Source organism: Micromonospora sp. MP36 (genome assembly GCF_008119785.1).
GTDB lineage: Bacteria > Actinomycetota > Actinomycetes > Mycobacteriales > Micromonosporaceae > Micromonospora.
Genome location: NZ_VSFA01000044.1, coordinates 26453 through 43106 on the forward strand (window position 1 = coordinate 26453; position 16654 = coordinate 43106).

At 73.4% G+C, this 16654-nt stretch carries 20 protein-coding genes, 1 pseudogene and 1 riboswitch; of the genes and pseudogenes, 13 read left to right on the plus strand and 8 right to left on the minus strand.

The features are described from left to right. Positions 1-7: 7 nt before the first annotated feature. Positions 8-1549, minus strand: a complete 1542-nt coding sequence (locus FXF52_RS24735; protein ID WP_148800605.1) for a glycosyltransferase family 39 protein — start codon at positions 1547-1549, stop codon at positions 8-10. A 129-nt stretch (positions 1550-1678) separates the two neighbouring features. Between FXF52_RS24735 and FXF52_RS24740 the strand changes: the two genes are divergently transcribed. Next, positions 1679-2164: a GNAT family N-acetyltransferase gene (locus FXF52_RS24740; RefSeq protein WP_148800608.1), complete on the plus strand. Its 486-nt coding sequence runs from the start codon at positions 1679-1681 to the stop codon at positions 2162-2164. A gap of 36 nt (positions 2165-2200) precedes the next feature. On the opposite strand, the pseudogene FXF52_RS24745 reads toward FXF52_RS24740, so the two are convergent. Continuing rightward, positions 2201-2347: pseudogene (locus FXF52_RS24745) on the minus strand (transposase); the annotation flags it as partial. Positions 2348-2504: 157 nt separating this feature from the next. Here FXF52_RS24745 and FXF52_RS24750 point away from each other — a divergent pair. Next, positions 2505-3797, plus strand: a complete 1293-nt coding sequence (locus FXF52_RS24750) for a transposase (protein ID WP_255472312.1) — start codon at positions 2505-2507, stop codon at positions 3795-3797. 35 nt (positions 3798-3832) lie between these two features. Further along, a complete protein-coding gene (locus tag FXF52_RS24755) occupies positions 3833-4120 on the plus strand; it encodes a cupin domain-containing protein (RefSeq protein ID WP_148800611.1) in 288 nt (95 codons plus the stop codon). A 9-nt stretch (positions 4121-4129) separates the two neighbouring features. Here FXF52_RS24755 and FXF52_RS24760 read toward each other — a convergent pair whose 3' ends face one another. Further along, complete coding sequence (locus FXF52_RS24760) at positions 4130-5365, minus strand: MFS transporter (protein WP_222870645.1); 1236 nt, start codon at positions 5363-5365, stop codon at positions 4130-4132. 68 nt (positions 5366-5433) lie between these two features. On the opposite strand from FXF52_RS24760, the gene FXF52_RS24765 reads away from it, so the two are divergent. From FXF52_RS24765 to FXF52_RS24780, 4 genes are all read left to right on the plus strand, one after another. Next, positions 5434-5937, plus strand: coding sequence for a MarR family winged helix-turn-helix transcriptional regulator (locus FXF52_RS24765; RefSeq protein ID WP_148800615.1), 504 nt, complete (start codon positions 5434-5436; stop codon positions 5935-5937). An 81-nt stretch (positions 5938-6018) separates the two neighbouring features. Continuing rightward, the gene (locus FXF52_RS24770; RefSeq protein WP_148800617.1) at positions 6019-6585 is read left to right on the plus strand and encodes an isochorismatase family protein; all 567 of its coding nucleotides are present in this window, start codon (positions 6019-6021) and stop codon (positions 6583-6585) included. Positions 6586-6767: 182 nt separating this feature from the next. Next, positions 6768-7277, plus strand: a complete 510-nt coding sequence (locus tag FXF52_RS24775; protein ID WP_148800619.1) for a GNAT family N-acetyltransferase — start codon at positions 6768-6770, stop codon at positions 7275-7277. Between the two features lie 76 nt (positions 7278-7353). After that, complete coding sequence (locus FXF52_RS24780; RefSeq protein ID WP_148800621.1) at positions 7354-7785, plus strand: Hsp20/alpha crystallin family protein; 432 nt, start codon at positions 7354-7356, stop codon at positions 7783-7785. Positions 7786-7802: 17 nt separating this feature from the next. Here the strand turns inward: FXF52_RS24780 and FXF52_RS24785 are convergent, their stop codons facing one another. After that, entirely contained in the window at positions 7803-8834 is a 1032-nt protein-coding gene (locus FXF52_RS24785) for a YafY family protein (protein WP_148800623.1), read from the minus strand. Positions 8835-9000: 166 nt separating this feature from the next. Between FXF52_RS24785 and FXF52_RS24790 the strand changes: the two genes are divergently transcribed. From FXF52_RS24790 to FXF52_RS24800, 3 genes are all read left to right on the plus strand, one after another. Beyond that, positions 9001-9993, plus strand: coding sequence for a tyrosine-type recombinase/integrase (locus FXF52_RS24790; protein ID WP_148800625.1), 993 nt, complete (start codon positions 9001-9003; stop codon positions 9991-9993). 76 nt (positions 9994-10069) lie between these two features. Next, positions 10070-10705 (plus strand): TetR/AcrR family transcriptional regulator, encoded by a 636-nt coding sequence (locus FXF52_RS24795; RefSeq protein ID WP_222870646.1) that lies wholly within the window; start codon positions 10070-10072, stop codon positions 10703-10705. After that, entirely contained in the window at positions 10702-11076 is a 375-nt protein-coding gene (locus FXF52_RS24800; RefSeq protein WP_148800627.1) for a VOC family protein, read from the plus strand. The genes FXF52_RS24795 and FXF52_RS24800 overlap by 4 nt, the downstream gene beginning before the upstream one ends. A gap of 16 nt (positions 11077-11092) precedes the next feature. On the opposite strand, the gene FXF52_RS24805 is transcribed toward FXF52_RS24800, so the two are convergent. Beyond that, entirely contained in the window at positions 11093-11497 is a 405-nt protein-coding gene (locus FXF52_RS24805; RefSeq protein ID WP_255472307.1) for a helix-turn-helix domain-containing protein, read from the minus strand. A 96-nt stretch (positions 11498-11593) separates the two neighbouring features. On the opposite strand from FXF52_RS24805, the gene FXF52_RS24810 reads away from it, so the two are divergent. Continuing rightward, positions 11594-12415 carry an SDR family oxidoreductase gene (locus tag FXF52_RS24810; RefSeq protein ID WP_148800629.1) on the plus strand — a complete coding sequence of 274 codons (822 nt, stop codon included), beginning with the start codon at positions 11594-11596 and terminating at the stop codon, positions 12413-12415. Between the two features lie 47 nt (positions 12416-12462). Here the strand turns inward: FXF52_RS24810 and FXF52_RS24815 are convergent, their stop codons facing one another. Then, positions 12463-12834 carry a VOC family protein gene (locus tag FXF52_RS24815; protein ID WP_148800631.1) on the minus strand — a complete coding sequence of 124 codons (372 nt, stop codon included), beginning with the start codon at positions 12832-12834 and terminating at the stop codon, positions 12463-12465. Between the two features lie 150 nt (positions 12835-12984). Between FXF52_RS24815 and FXF52_RS24820 the strand changes: the two genes are divergently transcribed. Together FXF52_RS24820 and FXF52_RS24825 are read left to right on the plus strand one after the other, a co-directional pair. Next, a complete protein-coding gene (locus FXF52_RS24820) occupies positions 12985-13443 on the plus strand; it encodes a hypothetical protein (RefSeq protein ID WP_148800633.1) in 459 nt (152 codons plus the stop codon). Positions 13444-13489: 46 nt separating this feature from the next. Further along, a riboswitch (ZMP/ZTP riboswitch) is annotated at positions 13490-13566 on the plus strand. A gap of 9 nt (positions 13567-13575) precedes the next feature. Then, complete coding sequence (locus FXF52_RS24825) at positions 13576-14478, plus strand: metallophosphoesterase (RefSeq protein ID WP_222870647.1); 903 nt, start codon at positions 13576-13578, stop codon at positions 14476-14478. 13 nt (positions 14479-14491) lie between these two features. Here the strand turns inward: FXF52_RS24825 and FXF52_RS24830 are convergent, their stop codons facing one another. After that, positions 14492-15208, minus strand: a complete 717-nt coding sequence (locus FXF52_RS24830) for a thymidine kinase (RefSeq protein WP_148800635.1) — start codon at positions 15206-15208, stop codon at positions 14492-14494. Positions 15209-15262: 54 nt separating this feature from the next. Then, the gene (locus FXF52_RS24835) at positions 15263-16654 is read right to left on the minus strand and encodes an MFS transporter (protein ID WP_148800637.1); all 1392 of its coding nucleotides are present in this window, start codon (positions 16652-16654) and stop codon (positions 15263-15265) included.

Sequence of the window (16654 nt, forward strand, 5' to 3'; positions counted from 1 at the left end):
AATATGATCAGCCCGCGTGGCGTACCTCGGTGTCCCAGATCTGCGACCACGGCCGCCGCAGCCCCCGGCAGACATAGACGGGTAGGCCGTTCTCGTCGTTGTCGACGTCGACCCGCTGGTCGATCCGGCCGGTCTCGGTGACCTCGGTGAACCAGCGCCGGAGTTGGTCGGGGCGGGCCCAGCCGACCGCGATCACCACGTCGGCGTCCTCCGGTGGGCGGCCGAATCCGGCCATGCTGTTGTGCCCCGAGTAGGCCCGCGGCAGGCCGCGCTGCGGCCCGTACCGGGCCACCGCGCCCGCCTCGCCGTAGTTGGCGGTCAGGATCACCACCCGCGTCCGCTGCTCGGGTGGCAGGCCGCGGTGGACCGCGGCGAGCGAGTCGGCGAACGCCGGCCAGCCGATGGTCTCGCCGGCGTCGTAGTTGACGTCGACCACGAAGCCGGGCAGCCGGTCGGCCGGCAGGGTGGGCAGCAGCAGGACGGCGCTGCCGGTCACCGCCACGGCGGCGCCGGAGGCGAGCAGCGTCCGCCGGGCGGGCACGGCGCCGCGGCCGGCCCACTCGGCGGTGACGACCGCGCCGGCGGCGGTGACCACCAGCAGCAGCGGGGCGTCGTAGTAGCCCTTGCCGCCGGCGAGCAGCACGACGGCGAACACCACCAGCCAGGCCCAGCCGATCGCCCGGTACGCCCGCCAGGCCGGGCGGTGCAGCAGCGCCACCAGGCCGGCGATCCAGACCGGCACCGCGACCGGGCTGATGATGACCAGTTGCAACTGCAGCGCGTCGAGGCGGCCGCTGTAGGAACTGTCGCCGCCGGCGATCGAGGACGCCACGGACAGCTGGGGGAAACCGTGCGTGGCCTGCCAGAGCAGGTACGGCGCGGCGAGCACGACGACGATGCCGGCGGCGGCGTACACCCACCGGTCGCGCAGCAGCCGGCGCGGCCCGCCGACGGCCACCCCGGCCAGCAGACCCACGGCGAGCAGGGCGGGCAGCAGCTTGTTCAGCATGCCGACGCCGAGCGCCAGGCCGACGCCGAGCGCCCAACGGGTGTCGCCGGTGCGCAGCATGCGCACCGCACACCAGGCCGCGACGAGCCAGACCAGCAGGTCGACGGTGGTGGTGCTGAGCAGGTGCCCGGGGGCGAGCACGATGCCCGCCACCGCGGCGAGGAAGGCGGCGAACAGCTGCCCGGCCCGACCGCCGCCGAACTCCCGGGCGATCGCCGCGACCACCACGACCGCCGCGCCGGCGATCAGCGCCGACGGCGTACGCAGCAGCACCAGGTTGCCCGGCGCGACGGTGTCCATCAGCCGGGCCAGGGCCGGCACCAGCGGGCCCTGGTCGACGTATCCCCAGTCGAGGTGCCGGCCGCAGAGCAGGAAGTACAGCTCGTCGCGGTGGTAGCCGTAGCGGCCGGCGAGCAGCAGCAGCACGGCGCTGACGGCGCCGCCGACCAGCCACGGCCCGACGGTGCGGGGCCCGCGCGGCGGCGCGGGCGACACCAGGGGCGCGTCGCGGGAATCCAGGTCGGTGGCGGAATCGACCATGCGTCCATGATGGGCGCGGCCGGCGCCGCGCGGGGTCCCGCCCGGCTGGCCGGCGGGTCACAGTTCGGGTACGGGTGATGCCGGAAACCGGGTCGCCGCGGGGCGGACCGGCCGGTTAGCGTGCGCGGCATGCGGATCCGCGAGTTCACCGAGGCCGACTGGGCGCAGGTGTGGCCGATCGTCGAGGACGTCATCACCGCCGGGGAGACCTTCCCGTACGACCCGGCGTGGCCCGCGGAGGTCGCGTACGACGTGTGGGTGGAGCGGCCGCCCGGCCACACCGTCGTCGCCGAGGCGGACGGCGTGGTGCTCGGCACCGCGAAGATGGGCACCAACCGACCCGGGCCCGGCGCGCACGTGGCCACCGCCAGCTTCATGGTCGCCGCCCACGCGCGGGGCCGCGGCGTCGGCCGGGCCCTGGCCGAGTACGCCCTGGACTGGGCCCGCCACCAGGGCTACGCCGCGATGCAGTTCAACGCCGTGGTGGAGAGCAACGAGGCGGCCGTGCAGCTGTACCGGCGGCTCGGGTTCGCGGTGATCGGCACGGTGCCGGAGGCGTTCGCGCACCCGAGCCTGGGCCGGGTGGGACTGCACGTCATGCACCGTTCCCTGTGATCGGTGCGCGACGATGGACTGGGCGCCCCGCCAGTAGTAGCGGCGGATGCCGGGGAAGTCGCGGCGGAGGTAGTTGGAGGACACGCCCTCGATGGAGTTAACCAGTTTCGACAGTGCCACCTTGGGTGGGAAGTACACCAGGAGGTGGGCGTAGTTGTCTGCGCCGTTGAACTCGACCAGCACTCACACCTGCCGCATCACCTGTTCGAGGTAGTGCAGGCTATTCGTCGGTGAAGACCTTCGCCTGGTACTTCGTGACGAAACCAAACGGGCGTGAAGCAGGAAACCATTGTCTACCAGTGCGAAGCGGGTCATCGGTGGCCATGAAGCCATGCCTAGAATGAGGGGTGTGAAAGCGGACAGTGGCCGGCGATACCGGCTGTACCCCACCGAGGAACAGGCGCAGCGCCTGACCTCGTGGGGGCACACGTGCCGCTGGCTGTACAACACCGCTTTGGAGCAGCGCCAGTTCGCGTGGCACCAGCGCAAGATCACCCTCGGGGTAACCGCGCAGTGCGCCTCCTTGACGCAGGCGCGTAAGGACTTCGACTGGGTCGCGGACCTGCCGGCGCAGTCCGGTCAGCAGGTGTTGCGCCAACTGGATCAGGCGTACCGCAACTGGTGGGATCCGCAGCACCCCGCCGGGGCGCCGACACGCAAGCGTAGGTCGGCGCGGTTGTCGGTGCCGTTTCCGGGTCAGGCGATTGCGGTGCGGCGGGTCAACCGCCGGTGGGGCGTGGTCAGCCTGCCGAAGATCGGCGATGTCAAGTTCCGCTGGTCCCGCCCGTTGGGCGGCGCGGTCCGTAACGCGGTGGTGTCCTTCGACGGTGTTGCCTGGCACGTCAATTTCGGCGTCCATGCCGGCGTCACCACGCCCGAGGCGCACGCCCGGCCCGGCACAGTTGTGGGTGTCGACCGTGGCGTGAAGGTCGCCTTGGCTATGTCCGACGGGCGCATGTGGAACCGCACGTTCACCTCACCTGGTCAAGGGCGGGAGTTGGCCAGGCTGAAGTCGAAGGCTGGCCGGCAGGAGACGGCTCGCCGCCAGTGCGGCGCGAAGACCTCGAACCGTGCCCGTAAGGTCCGTGCGGAGATCGCCCGAGCCTCGGCGAAGGCCCGTAACCGGCGTCGAGACTTTGTGATGTGGGCGGCGAACCGGCTCTGCACCCAGCACGCGGTCGTCAAGCTTGAACGTCTCGGCATCAAGGCTATGACCGCCACCGCGAAGGGCACCATCGTCGAACCCGGCGTCAACGTGGCCGCGAAGGCCGGGCTGAACCGGGCGATCCTCGACAAGGGCTGGGGTCTGTTCGAGGTGGCCTTGGCCAATCGTGCACGTACCACTGGCACCCGGATCGTGAAGGTGCCAGCCGCGTTCACCTCCCAGCGGTGCAGCCGCTGCGGGAACACGCACCGGAACAATCGTGAAAGCCAAGCGATGTTCCGGTGCGGGTCCTGCGGACACCAGGCCAACGCCGACGTGAACGCCGCGATCAACGTCAGGGACGCCGCCGAGGCGGCGCCCCCACACACCGGGCGGGCAGTCCGGGACAGGGATCGAAAGGTGCCCTGTCGACCACCCACCCAGCGCCGCCGACGCACAGCGCTGGAAACGGGAATCTCCCGGCCCTAGGCGGGAGAGGATGTCAAGACGTCCGGATCGCGAAGATGGCCGGCGAGCACGTCTGGCACTCCCACGACCACGCCGACGAGTTCTTCCTGGTGCTGGACGGGGAGTTGCGCATCGCCCTGCGCGACGGCGCGGACGGTGCCGAGCGGGAGGTGGTGCTGCCGCGCGGCGCGGTGTTCGTGGTGCCGCGCGGGGTGGCGCACCGGCCGTCAGCGCCGGACGGCGCCTCGATCCTCATGTTCGAGCCGTCCGGCACGTCCAGTGTGGGGGACCGGCACGACGAGGTGCCCGGTCACGTGGACGCCACGACCGGGCACCGGCTCTGACCGCTCGGGTCAGCGCCCCGCCGGCACCTGCTCGACGGGCTCCGGCGGGGCGTCGACCGGCCAGCGCAGCCGGCGTACGCCGGGCACGGCGGCGGTGCCGGCGCAGGCGAGCAGCACCAGCACGCCGGCCACGGCGAGCGGTGTCGACGGGCCCCAGGCGCGGGCGGCGAGCGGGGCGAGGGCGTACCCGAGTGGCATGGCGCCCAGCGACATCAGCCAGTCGTACGAGGTGACCCGGGCGAGCACGTCGGGCCGGAACTGGCCCTGCACCACGGTCTCCCAGACCGGGTTGAGGAAGCCCAGCGCCACCAGCGCGAGGCAGTACGCGGCGATGCTCACCGGGGCGGGTGCGGCGACGGCGAGCAGGAGCAGCGGTGCCGCGTACGTGGCCAGGGCCAGGTTGCCCAGCAGCACCGGCCGGGCGGGGCGTACCCGGGCGGCGAGCAGCGACCCGAGCAGCAGGCCGACCGCGCCGCCCTGCTGCAGCAGCACCCAGACGCCCTCCCCGCCGAGGCGGTCCACGGCGACCACCGGGCCGACGGTGAGCAGCACGGCGGCGGCGCCGTTCCACACGCCGTGTGCGAGCAGGCTGCTCCAGTACCAGTCGCGGGAGCGGACCTCCTGCCAGCCGAGCAGCAGGTCGGCGCGGAGCGACCGGTGCGGGACGGCCACGTGCCGGACCCGGATGACCGACAGCACGGCGGCGCTGACCGCGAACGAGGCGGCGTCGAGGACGAAGGCCCAGCCCGGGCCCGCGGTCCAGATCAGCAGGCCGGCCAGGGCGGGCCCGGCGAGCCGGCTGGCGTTGGCGGTGACGCCCATCAGGGCGTTGGCCCGCTGCCGCCCCTCGGCGTCGACGGTGCCGGCGACGAGCGGGGACGCGGTGGGTATGGCGAAGGCCGAGGCCGCGCCGCCGACGGCGGAGGCGACCGCGAGGTGGGCCAGCGCGGGGGCGTCGCCGAGCAGTTCGACGCCGACGACCAGTTGGGCGGCGCAGCGCACCAGGTCGGTCACGATGGCCACCCGGCGGGCGTCGAACCGGTCGGCGACCACGCCGCCGAGGGGGAGCAGCAGCAGCCGGGGCACCATGGCGCAGCCGAGGACGACGGCGAGGGCGGCGGTTGAGCCGGTGGCGCGGAGCACGGCCAGGGCCAGGGCGGTGGGGACGACGGCGTCGCCGAGGGCCGAGACGGTACGGCCGAGGAAGAGCAGGCGGAAGGCGCGGAGCCGGAGGGGATGTGTCACTCCGGCAGGATACTTCGACGTCGAATCTTTCGACAACGAATATTTTGTTGACGGCGTACCGTGGACGGGTGATCGACCGCGACCGCACCGATGAGCACGTGGCGCGCTGGCTGCCCGTCCTGCCCGACCTGGATCCCGACGTGGAGGGCGCGGTCACCCGGATGTCGGTCCTCACCCGGCACCTGCGCGAGGTGAAGGACCGGGCCCTGGCCGAGATGGACCTGCAGGAGAAGGAGTACGGCACCCTGCACGCCCTGGCCGGGCGCGGCGGCCGGGCCACCCCCTCCGAGATCGCCAGCGACCTGCGCATGGCGCCCGCCTCGATCACCGCCCGGGTGGACGCGCTGGTCCGCCGCGACTTCGTCCGGCGGATCCCCTCCCCGGTGGACCGGCGGCGGGTCGACGTCGAGCTGACCGACGCCGGCCGGGCGGCCTGGCGGCGCGCCCTGGGGGTGGTCGGCGACGAGGAACACCGGGTGCTCGGCGCGCTGACGCCGCAGGAACGGCGGTTGCTGTCGGATCTGCTGCGCCGCGTCGCCCTCGCCGCCGAGGGCCCGCCGGCCCGGCCCTGATCCACGCCCCCTGTCGGTGGGGCTGTCTAGGGTGGCCCGCAGATCAGCACGCGCAGGCCCTGCGCATGTCCGGGAGGCCCCATGACCACGCTCAACGACCGACCGCACACCGCCCTGCTCGTCGTCGACGTGCAGAACGGCGTCGTGCGGCACGCGTACGACCGGAACCGGGTCGTCGCGAACATCGCCACGCTGGTCGACAAGGCGCGCGCCGCCGACGTCGACGTCGTCTGGGTGCAGCACAACAGCGAGCAGTTACCCACCGGCAGCAAGACGTGGCAGTACGTGCCGGAGCTCGTGCGGCGCGACTCCGAGCCGCTGGTGCAGAAGACGTACGGCGACTCCTTCGAAGACACCGACCTGGAGGCGGTGCTCGCCGAGCGCGGCATCGGCCGGCTCTTCGTGGCCGGGGCGCAGACCGACGCGTGCATCCGCTCGACGCTGCACGGCGGGCTCACCCGCGGCTACGACGTGACCCTGGTCGGCGACGCCCACACGACCGAGGACCTCTCGCCGTACGGCGCGCCCACGCCCGACAAGGTCATCGCCCACACGAACCTGTACTGGCAGTACCAGACGGCGCCCGGCCGGACCGCGGGCATCGTCGACACCGCCGACGTCGACTTCGCCGCCGCCGTGCCCGCCTGAGGCCGGCGCAAACTGCCGTCGTCGCGGGAGCTGGCGACGCCGCCCCAGCAGCGCAGGCAGACCAGCCCGACGACCCGACAAGCCTCGACCCGGGGCGGCGCTTCGACGTCCCGACCCGCTCCCCGCCGGTGCGCCGGCTCCGGCCCCGAAAAGCCGGTTGACGGCGCGGTGAGGATCGAGCGGTGACGACCTGGACGACCTGCCCCACCCCACCCGACATCCCCGAAGCCGCGACCGTGCTGCGCGAGTACATGGCGGAGATGGTGCGCCGCTGGCACGGCCGCCCGGAACGGCCGGCGGAGGTGACCGAGGCGCTGGCCGAGATGCCCAGCGACGACCTGGCCCCGCCCACCGGGCTGCTCCTGCTGGCCCGCCACGACGGGCAGCTCGCCGGGTGCGCCGGCCTGCGCTGGCGCCCCCGCTGGGCGGAACTCACCCGGGTCTACGTCCGCCCCGCGTACCGCGGCACCGGCGGCGGGGCCGCGCTGCTGGCCGCCGTGGAGGCGCACGCCCGGGCGGCCGGGGCGGACCGCATCCGGCTGGACACCCGCGCCGACCTGGTCGAGGCTCGCGCCCTCTATGCCCGGCACGGCTACGTCGAGATTCCCGCCTTCACCGGGGGCCCGTACGCCCAGCACTGGTTCGAGAAGCTCCTGCCGGCCCGGGTTGACGAGGCCGTCGCCCCGCGCTAAAACAAGAAATCGAGGACTTGAGTCAGCTCGACTCAACTTGAACATCTTCGGCTAGGAGAACCGAGGAGGCACGGCCATGTTGATGCGTACCGACCCGTTCCGTGAGATCGACCGGCTCGCCGAGCAGTTCTTCGGCACCACCGCCCGGCCGGCGGTCATGCACCTCGACGCGTACCGCGACGGCGATTACTTCTACGCCGCATTCGACCTGCCCGGCGTCGACCCGGACAGCATCGACTGCACGGTCGAGCGCAACGTGCTGACGGTCCGCGCCGAGCGACGCCGGCCTACCGGGGACAAGGTCGAGCTGATCGCCGCCGAGCGGCCGATGGGCACGTTCACCCGGCAGCTCTTCCTCAGCGACACTCTCGACACCGACAAGCTGGAGGCCGGCTACGACAACGGGGTGCTGACTCTGCGCATCCCGATCGCCGATCGGGCCAAGCCGCGTCGGATCAGCGTCACCACGACCGCCAACGGCAACGGCCGCAAGCAGATCAGCGCCTGACCAGGCCCCAGCAGAGGTCAGTGCTGGTCGTCGGCTCCGGTGGCTCTATCCGGGGCGGACACCCCCACCGGCGTCCGCCCCGGATAGAGCCGGGCCAGGGCGTGGGCGGTGGCGGTGAGCCGCTCCCGCAGCTCGGCCGGCGCCAACACCTCCACCTCCGCGCCGAGCTTGAGCATCTCGGTGTGGGCGTGCTTCACCGACTCGATCGGCACGGTGGTCTCCAGCCAGCCGTGCTCGTCCGGCTCGCCGGCCGCCGCCCGGGCCGCCCGGCTCATCTCGGGCGGGAAGACGTGCTGCGTGAACTCCAGCGCGGCCACCGTCATCCGCACCCGGGCCTGCCCGCGGTAGACGTCCCGCTCATAACGCGCGGTCCACTCCCGCCAGTAGTCGGCCAGGTCGAAGCCGGCCGGCCGCGCGTACCGCTCGTCCCGCACCACCACGTCGAGCACCGCGCCGACCCGGTAGGTGCGCAACTGCTCGCCGCACCGGGCCACCAGATACCAGCGGCCCGCCTTGAGCACCACCCCCAGCGGGGCCACCACCCGGGTCACCTCGCGCGGGGCCCGCCAGCGCCGGTAGCGGATCTCCACCAGCCGGTCCTCCCACACCGCCCCGGCCAGCGCGGCCAGGTGCGGGGTGGGTTCGGGCTGGCGGAACCACCCGGGCGCGTCCAGGTGGAACCGCTGCCGTACCCGACCGCTGCGGTCGGCCAGCTCGTCGGGGAGAGCGGCGAGCAGTTTCAGCTCGGCCGCGGCCATCACCGGCCCGAGGCCCAGCTCGGCGGCCGGGCCGGGCATCCCGGCCAGGAACAGCGCCTCCGCCTCCGGCGCGGTCAGCCCGGTCAGCCGGGTCCGGTAGCCCTCCAGCAGCCGGTACCCGCCGGCCGGGCCCCGGTCGGCGTACACCGGGACGCCGGCGGCGCCGAGCGACTCCACGTCCCGGTAGACGGTCCGGACGGAGACCTCCAGGGCGTCGGCGAGCTCCTGGGCGGTCATCCGCCCCCGGGTCTGCAGGAGCAGCAGCAGGGACACCAGGCGGCTGGCACGCACCCGCCGACGGTATCCCGGCCCGGAAAACCGCTGGTGGCCGGCCGGTGGGCGGGCACAGTCGGCCCGGTCGGCGACGCCGACCCGCAGGAGCCGGTGTGACGTTCGTCGGATCCTCGTCGGGCGCGCCTCGTCGCGATTCACCCCGTCGGCTGAGAGCCTTTCTCACATGTTGCGTCCCGAGGTGCTGCCCCGCGGGTCGGTGCTTTCCGCCCTGGACGGCGGGCCGGCCGACTTCACCGAGGCGTGGCTGCGCAACCGCCGGCTGTCGGAGCACACCCGCGACGCGTACCGGCGGGACGTGGCCGGCTGGCTGAGCTGGTGCGCCGGCCGTGGCCTCGACCCGCTGCGGGCCACCTTCCTCGACGTCAACGCCTACGGTCGCGAGCTGGAGGCGACGCTGGCCGTGCGCAGCGGCCGGCCGCTCACCCCGGCCACCGTCGCGCGCCGGCTGTCGGCCCTGTCCAGCTGGTACGACTTCCTGGTCAAGCTGCGCGCGGTCGACGCCAACCCGGTCGCCGCCGCCGACCGGCCCCGGGTCGACCGGGACCACTCCGCCACCGTCGGCCTGACCCCGGAGGAGGTCGACGCGCTGCTCGCGGCCGCCGAGGCGGACAGCGGTCCGACCGCCGCCCGCAGCCGGGCGGCCATCGCCCTGCTGGCCGACCTGGGCCTGCGGGTCGGCGAGCTGATCTCGCTGGACCTGACCGACCTGGGCGCGGAACGCGGGCACCGCAGCGTCCGGTTCGTCGGCAAGGGCGGCAAGGTCCGTCGCCGCGCGCTCACCCCCGGCACGGCGTACGCCCTGGACGCCTACCTGGCCGCCCGGGCCGCCGCGCAGGGGGTGACCGTGCCCGAGCTGACCGGCCCGCTGCTGGTCACCGCCACCGGCGCCCGGCTCGACCGGCACGCGGTGTTCCGCCTGGTGCGCCGGCTCGCCCGGGCCGCCGGGATCCCGGCCTGGGCGAAACTGTCCCCGCACTCGCTGCGGCACGCGTTCGCCACCACCGCCCGCGCGGAGGGGGTGCCGCTGGAGGACGTGCAGGACGCGATGGGGCACGCCGATCCGCGCACCACCCGCCGCTACGACCGGGACCGGCACAACCTCGACCGTGACCCGGCGTACGTCATCTGGGCCGCCCGGGCCCGCCGCCGCAGCTGACCCGCCACGGAGTCCTCGAAGTTCGCGCCGGCGCCGCTCTTGACGGAGTGAGTACTCACTCCGCAGACTGGGTGGCATGACCGATCCCGCCCCCCACCGGCGCCGCGCGCCCGGCATGAGCCCCGACCAGCGCCGGGCCATGATCGTGCGGGCCGCGTTGCCGCTGCTCGCCACCCACGGCGCGGCGGTCACCACCGCCCAGGTCGCCCGCGCCGCCGGCATCGGCGAGGCGACCGTCTTCCGCGCCTTCCCCGACAAGGACGCCCTGCTCGACGCCTGCGTCGCCGAGGCACTGCACCCCGGGGCCGCGCTCGCCGACCTGGCCGCGATCCCCCTGACGCAGCCCCTCGGCGACCGACTCACCGCCGCCGCCACGGCCCTGCGCGCGCACCTCGACCGGATCGGCGCGGTGCTCGCCGCCGCCCACGCCGCCGGCCGCCCCGGCCGCGGGCAGCGCGACGTCCCGCCGGTCCGCGACCGCGCTTCGGGCCGGGAGGAATCGGTCGACGCGGTCCGGGCCGCCGTCGCCGCGCTGTTCGCGCCCGAGGGGGACCGGCTGCGGCTGCCCGCCGACCAACTCGCCGTCCTGTTCCTGGCCGTCCTGGTGCCCAGCCGCACCCCACTGGCCGGCGCCGCGCCGACCCCGGCCGAACTGGTCGACCTGTTCCTGCACGGCGCGCTCGCGCCGGCCGGCCCGGAGGAAAACCGATGAGCGTCACCCTCAACCACACGATCGTCCCGGCTCGGGACCACCGGGCGGCGGCCCGGTTCTTCGCCGACGTCATGGGGCTGCCGGTGCTGCCGCCGGCCGGGCGCACCGGCCACTTCGCCCCGGTACGGGTCAACGACCAGCTCACCCTGGATTTCATGAGCGTGCCCGCGCCCGAGGGCCACCACCTGGCCTTCGACGTGGACCCGGACACCTTCGACGCGATCCTGGCCCGGCTGCGTCAGGGCGGGGTGCCGTACGGCAGCGAGCCCGGCGCACCGGACAACGGGCGAACCGACCATCCACTGTGCGCCCGGGGGCTGTTCTTCCGGGACGACTCCGGCAACCTCTACGAGGTGATGTCCCCGGCGTGACCGACGCCGGCGAAGGTCAGCGCCGGCCGGTGCCCCGCTGCCGGGCGTCGTAGTCGCGCCGGGCCCGGTCGACCAGGTCGAGGTTGGTGGCCGACCACTCGGCGAGGGTGGCGAACAGCGGCGCGAGGCTGCGGCCCAGCTCGCTGATCTCGTACTCGACGCGGGGCGGGACCTCCGCGTGGTAGGTGCGCACCACCAGGCCGTCGCGTTCCAGCTGCCGCAACCGTTGGGTGAGCACCTTGGGGGTGATGGTGGCCAGCCGGCGTTCCAGCTCGACGAACCGTTGCCGCCCGTACTCGTGCAGTGCCCAGAGGATCGGAGTGGTCCAGCGACTGAACACGATGTCGACCACGGGCGCGATCGGGCAGGCCAGCTCCGGGTCGAGCTCCGCCGGGGACATCGGCGCGGTGGTGCTGGTCACCTTCGCCTCCCAGGCCATTACTTTCCTCTAGGTACCTACTATACGCAGGCGATTAGCGTCTTCGGTGTCCAGACAAGACATCGAGAGGAACAGATCATGATCGTGGTGACGGGGGCGACGGGCAATGTCGGACGGCCGCTGGTGCGGGCGCTCGCGGCGGCCGGCGAGCAGGTGACCGCCGTGTCGCGGCAGGTCGCGCCGGCCGAGCAGCCGCCCGGCGTACGAGTCGTCCCGGCCGACCTGACCGACCCGGCCGGCCTGAAGCCGGCGTTCGACGGCGCCGACGCGCTGTTCCTGCTGCTCACCGGCGAGTTGCTGACGACCGACCCGGGTGACCTCCTCGCCGCCGCACGCGACGCCGGCGTGCGGCGGGTGGTTCTGCTGTCCTCCCAGGGCGTGGGCACCCGGCGCTACCCCCCGCACGTGGAGGAGGCGGTCCGGGCATCCGGGCTGGAGTGGACGGTGCTGCGGCCGAGCGGATTCCACACCAACACCCTCGCCTGGGCGGAGGCGGTACGCGGGGCCCGGATGGTGGCCGCGCCGTTCGGGGACGTCGGGCTGCCGTTCGTCGACCCGGCCGACGTCGCCGAGGTCGCCGCCGTCGCACTACGTGGGGACGGCCACGGCGCCGCCACGTACGAGTTGACCGGTCCGGCGCCGGTCACGCCCCGCCAGCAGGCGGCGGCGATCGGCGAGGCCCTCGGTGAACCGGTTCGGTTCGTGGAACTGAGCCACGCCGAGGCGCGTGAGCGGATGCTGCCGTTCATGCCCGAGCCCGTCGTGGCGACCACCCTCAGCATCCTGGGTACGCCGTCACCGGCCGAGCAGCGGGTCAGCCCGGACGTCGAGCGGTTGCTCGGCCGGGCGCCAGGTACCTTCGCCGACTGGGCGGCGCGGAACGTGGCCGCCTTCCGCTGACCGAGCGGCTCGCCGGGCGGTCCGCCGCCCGGCGAGCCGGCCCGTGGTCAGCCCTGCGGACGGGGGCAGACGCAGAACGGCTGGCCGATCGGGTCGAGCAGCACGGTCCACCGCTCACCGCCCGGCTGGAACTCCGGCTTCGTCGCCCCGGCCGCCACGAATTCCTTCTCGGCGACGGTCACGTCGTCGACGTACACGTCCAGGTGGTAGCGCTTGCCGGCGGTGGCGTCCGGCCAGGCCGGCGGCGCGTACCCGTCGACCAGGCCGAAGCCGATGGAGGTCCCGTCCTTGCTGATCATCGCGTATTCGGCCTGGCTGTGGGTGACCTCCCAGCCCAGGACACGGGAGTAGAACCCGGCGTGGGCGACCGGGTCGGAGCTGTCGAGGTTGACCATCGCGAGGTCGGCGTGCACTGTCATGCCAGCCATCCTGCCGACAGATCCTGACATCCTCTGGCAGGTACCGGACCGATCTTTCAACCCACCAGGTCGAGGCGCGCGTGTGCCACGAGCGGTGACCGACGCGATGTGCCTGCGCGGGGACGTACCGGGCGCATACGGTCGATCCCGATGGGCAAGGAGCAGCCATGGAGCCGACCGGCCCGGCCCCGCCGGCCGGTCCGCAACGGCCTGATACTGGGTGGGCTCGGGCTGGGCCTGTGCCTGATCGGCGTGGCCGGCCTAGGCGTCTGGAACGTGCAGATGATGATGCAGGCCAACGGCCCGGTGCGGGACACCGCCGACGCGTTCCTGCGGGAGGTGGCGAGCGGCGACACCGACAAGGCGTACGAGAAGCTGTGCCGCAACGCGCGCAGCCGGTGGAGCGCGGTCGGCTTCGGCAGCTGGGTACGCACCCCGCCGCAGGTCAGGGGCTACCAGATCACTGACGTGTCGGTGGCCACCCAGCGCGGCATCCCGCGCGCCACAGTGAAGGCGCGGCTGACCCGAGAGGGGGGCGCCAGTGAGGAGCGCACCCTGTCGGTGGTGCAGGAGGACGGCAAGTGGCGGGTGTGCGGGGACCCGTTCTGAGCTCAGCCGGGCGGGGACGACACGGTGGGCGGCGGTGTCCTATGGTGTCGACACCACGACTGGCGAGGGTGGGTCACCACCGGGGAGTGCGGGTCGGGGGCGTCGACCGCCTGGGTGCCCCTCATCGACGAGATGAGGAACCACATGTCCATCGCCCCGGCCGGTCGTCATCGGATCCTGCACCTGTCTGACACCCACGTCACCGCCAGCGGGGTGGACGAGGACGGCGTGGATGCCGTGGCGGCACTCGACCGCATCCTGCACGACGTGCGGTTCGTGCCGGGCATCGACCTGGTGGTCGTCAGCGGGGACATCGCCGACGACGGGTCAGTCGCCGGCTGCGCCGCCGTGCGGGCCAGGGTCGGCCGGTTCGCCCGGGACCGGGGGATCCCGCACGTCTACTGCCCCGGCAACCACGACACCCGCGAGTCGTTCGCCGCGGTGCTGGGCACCGGTCACCTGGCCGCTGACGGCGCCGACGTGGGCCAGCCGGCCGACCTCGGGTCCGGCCAGCGGGCGGCCGTGAGCGTGATCCGCGGGCTGCGGGTGGTGACGCTCGACAGCCTGGTGCCCGGGGCGGTGCACGGCGTGGTCGGTGACGAGCAGCTGCGGTGGCTGCGGTTGGTGCTGGCCCGGCCCGCCGAGGCCGGCACCGTCGTGGTGCTGCACCACCCGCCGATCGCGCTGCCCTTCTCGCCGCTGATGGGCTCGGTCAACCTGCGCGACGCCGAGCAGCTCGCCGCGGCCGTTGCCGGCGGCGACGTGCGGGCGGTCCTCTGCGGGCACTACCACCTGCAGCTGTCCGGGTCGCTGGCCGGCGTTCCGGTGTGGGTCACACCCGGCGTGGTCACCCGCATCGACCTCACCGCGCCACCGCGGCTGGAGCGGGCCGTCACGGGCGCCGGCGCGTCCGTCGTCGACCTCGGGGGTCCCGGGTCGCCGATGTTCCACACCCTGCACGCTCGCGACCCGCAGGCCGGCCGGCAGGTCTACCTGGTCGACGCGGTGTCGGGCGTGGACGTGCCGGGGGAGTGACGGCCGCGGGCGGTCAGCCGCGCGGGCCGAGGTCGCCGGAGCGGTAGTGCCGGCGGCAGAGGACCTGGTAGCGCACGTCGGCGTCGTCCACGGTGTCGCCGATGACGACCTGCTCGCCCTCGCGGACCACCCGCCCGTGGACGACCCGGGCGTTGAGCAGCCCCTCCCGGCCGCACCAGCAGAGCACCTCGACCTGGATGCGGGCCACCTCGTCGGCCAGCTCGAACAGCCGCTGGGCGGCCGGGAACAGGCAGGAGCGGAAGTCGGTGGCCAGGCCGAACGCGTACACGTCGACGTCGTAGTCGTCGACCAGCTCGGCCATCTGCTCCACGTGCTCGAGGTTGTAGAAGGACGCCTCGTCGCAGATCAGGTAGTCGACGCGTATCCCGTCGGCGAGCGCGTCGCGGACCAGGTCGCGCAGGTCGAGTGAGTCGGTGACCTCGATGGCGGCGTGCGCCAGGCCGATGCGGGTGGTGACCTGCGGGCCGAGCGACCGGTCGATGCGCGTGGTGACCAGGCCGCGGCGGCCCTGCCGGGCGTGGTTGTAGTTCATCTGCAGGGCCATCGTGGACTTGCCGCAGTCCATCGGCCCCCAGAAGAACTTCAGCGCGGCGGCGTGCAGCGGCCGCCCGTCGACGCCGCGCGCGGCGGCGCAGCCGCCGGCACGGTCGTCGCCGGAGCCGGAGAGGGGCCGGGCCAGGCAGATCGGGGCGGCGGCGTCGTCGGTCACGTCGGGGCAGCCTAGTCGATCGACCGTCCCCGATCAGGCCGGTGCGCCGCCGGCTTACAGCACCCGGGGCGGGGTGTTGCCGGCGGCGACGATGGCCCGGCGGATCGGCACCGCGGCGAGCAGCGCGAACCCGAGGACGAAGAAGATCAGCAGGGAGACCAGGCCCACCCGGTACGAGGCGGTGAGCTGGAACACCAGCCCGAAGGCGAGCGGCCCGAGCCAGCTGGTGCCCTTGTCGCTGATCTCGTAGAAGCCGTAGTACTCGCCTTCCTTTCCGGTGGGGATGAGCTGGCTGAACAGTGACCGGCTCAGCGCCTGGCTGCCGCCGAGCACCAGCCCGATGCAGCCGCCGAGCACCATGAACGGCAGTGGCGCCTCGGCGGGCAGCCGGAACGCGGCGATGATCACCGCGGTCCACAGCACCAGGGACAGCAGCACGGTCTTCCAGGCGCCGATGCGCCGGGCGAGGGCGCCGAGGGCGAGCGCCCCGCCGAAGGCGAGGAACTGCACCAGCAGGATCGTCACGATCAGGGTGCTCTGCTCGAGCTTCAGCTCCTCGGTGCCGTACTGGCTGGCCAGGGTGATGACGGTCTGGATGCCGTCGTTGTAGACCAGGAAGGCGAGCAGGAAGAACAGCGTCAGCGGGTACGCCTTGATCTCCCGCAGGGTGCGGCCGAGCTGCTTGAATCCGTCGGTGAGCACGTTGCCGCCGCCGTGCAGCGCCGCGGCGGTGGGGTGTTCGCGCAGCCAGCGCAGCGGCAGCAGGGTGAACGCGGCCCACCACACGCCGGCCGAGACGATGGACCAGCGGGCCAGGTCCAGGGTGCGCTGCGGGTTGCCCTCCTCGCTGAGCATGCTGACCGCGACCAGGTTCAGCGCGAGCAGCAGCCCGCCGCCGAGGTAGCCGATGGCCCAGCCGCGGCTGGAGATGGCGTCGCGGTCGTCGGGGCCGCCGAGTTGCGGCAGGAACGAGTTGTAGACCACGACGGCCGCGCCGAAGGAGATGTTGGCGATCAGGAACAGCGCCCCGCCGAGCAGGTACCGCTCGCCGGTGACGAAGGCGAACGCGATGGTCGCCCCGGCGCCGGTGAACGCCGCGGCGGCCAGCAGCCGCTTTTTGTGCGTCGACCGGTCGGCGATCGCGCCGATCACGGGCAGCACGAACACGGTGAGGAACACCGACAGCGAGATCAGGTATGGGTAGTAGGAGCCGGCGGCGACCCGGATGCCCAGCGGGTGCACGTACCCGTGGCAGCTGTCGGCGCCCAACTCGCAGCCGGCGGCCAGCTCGGTGACGGTGGTGAGGAACGGCCCGAGGAACACCGTGATCACGGTGGTCTGGAAGGCGGAGTTCGCCCAGTCGTAGAAGTACCAGCCGGTGCGTTCGCGGCGGGTGCTGCCCGGGCGGGCGGGCTCGGCGACGGCGGGGGCGACCGTTTCGGCCAT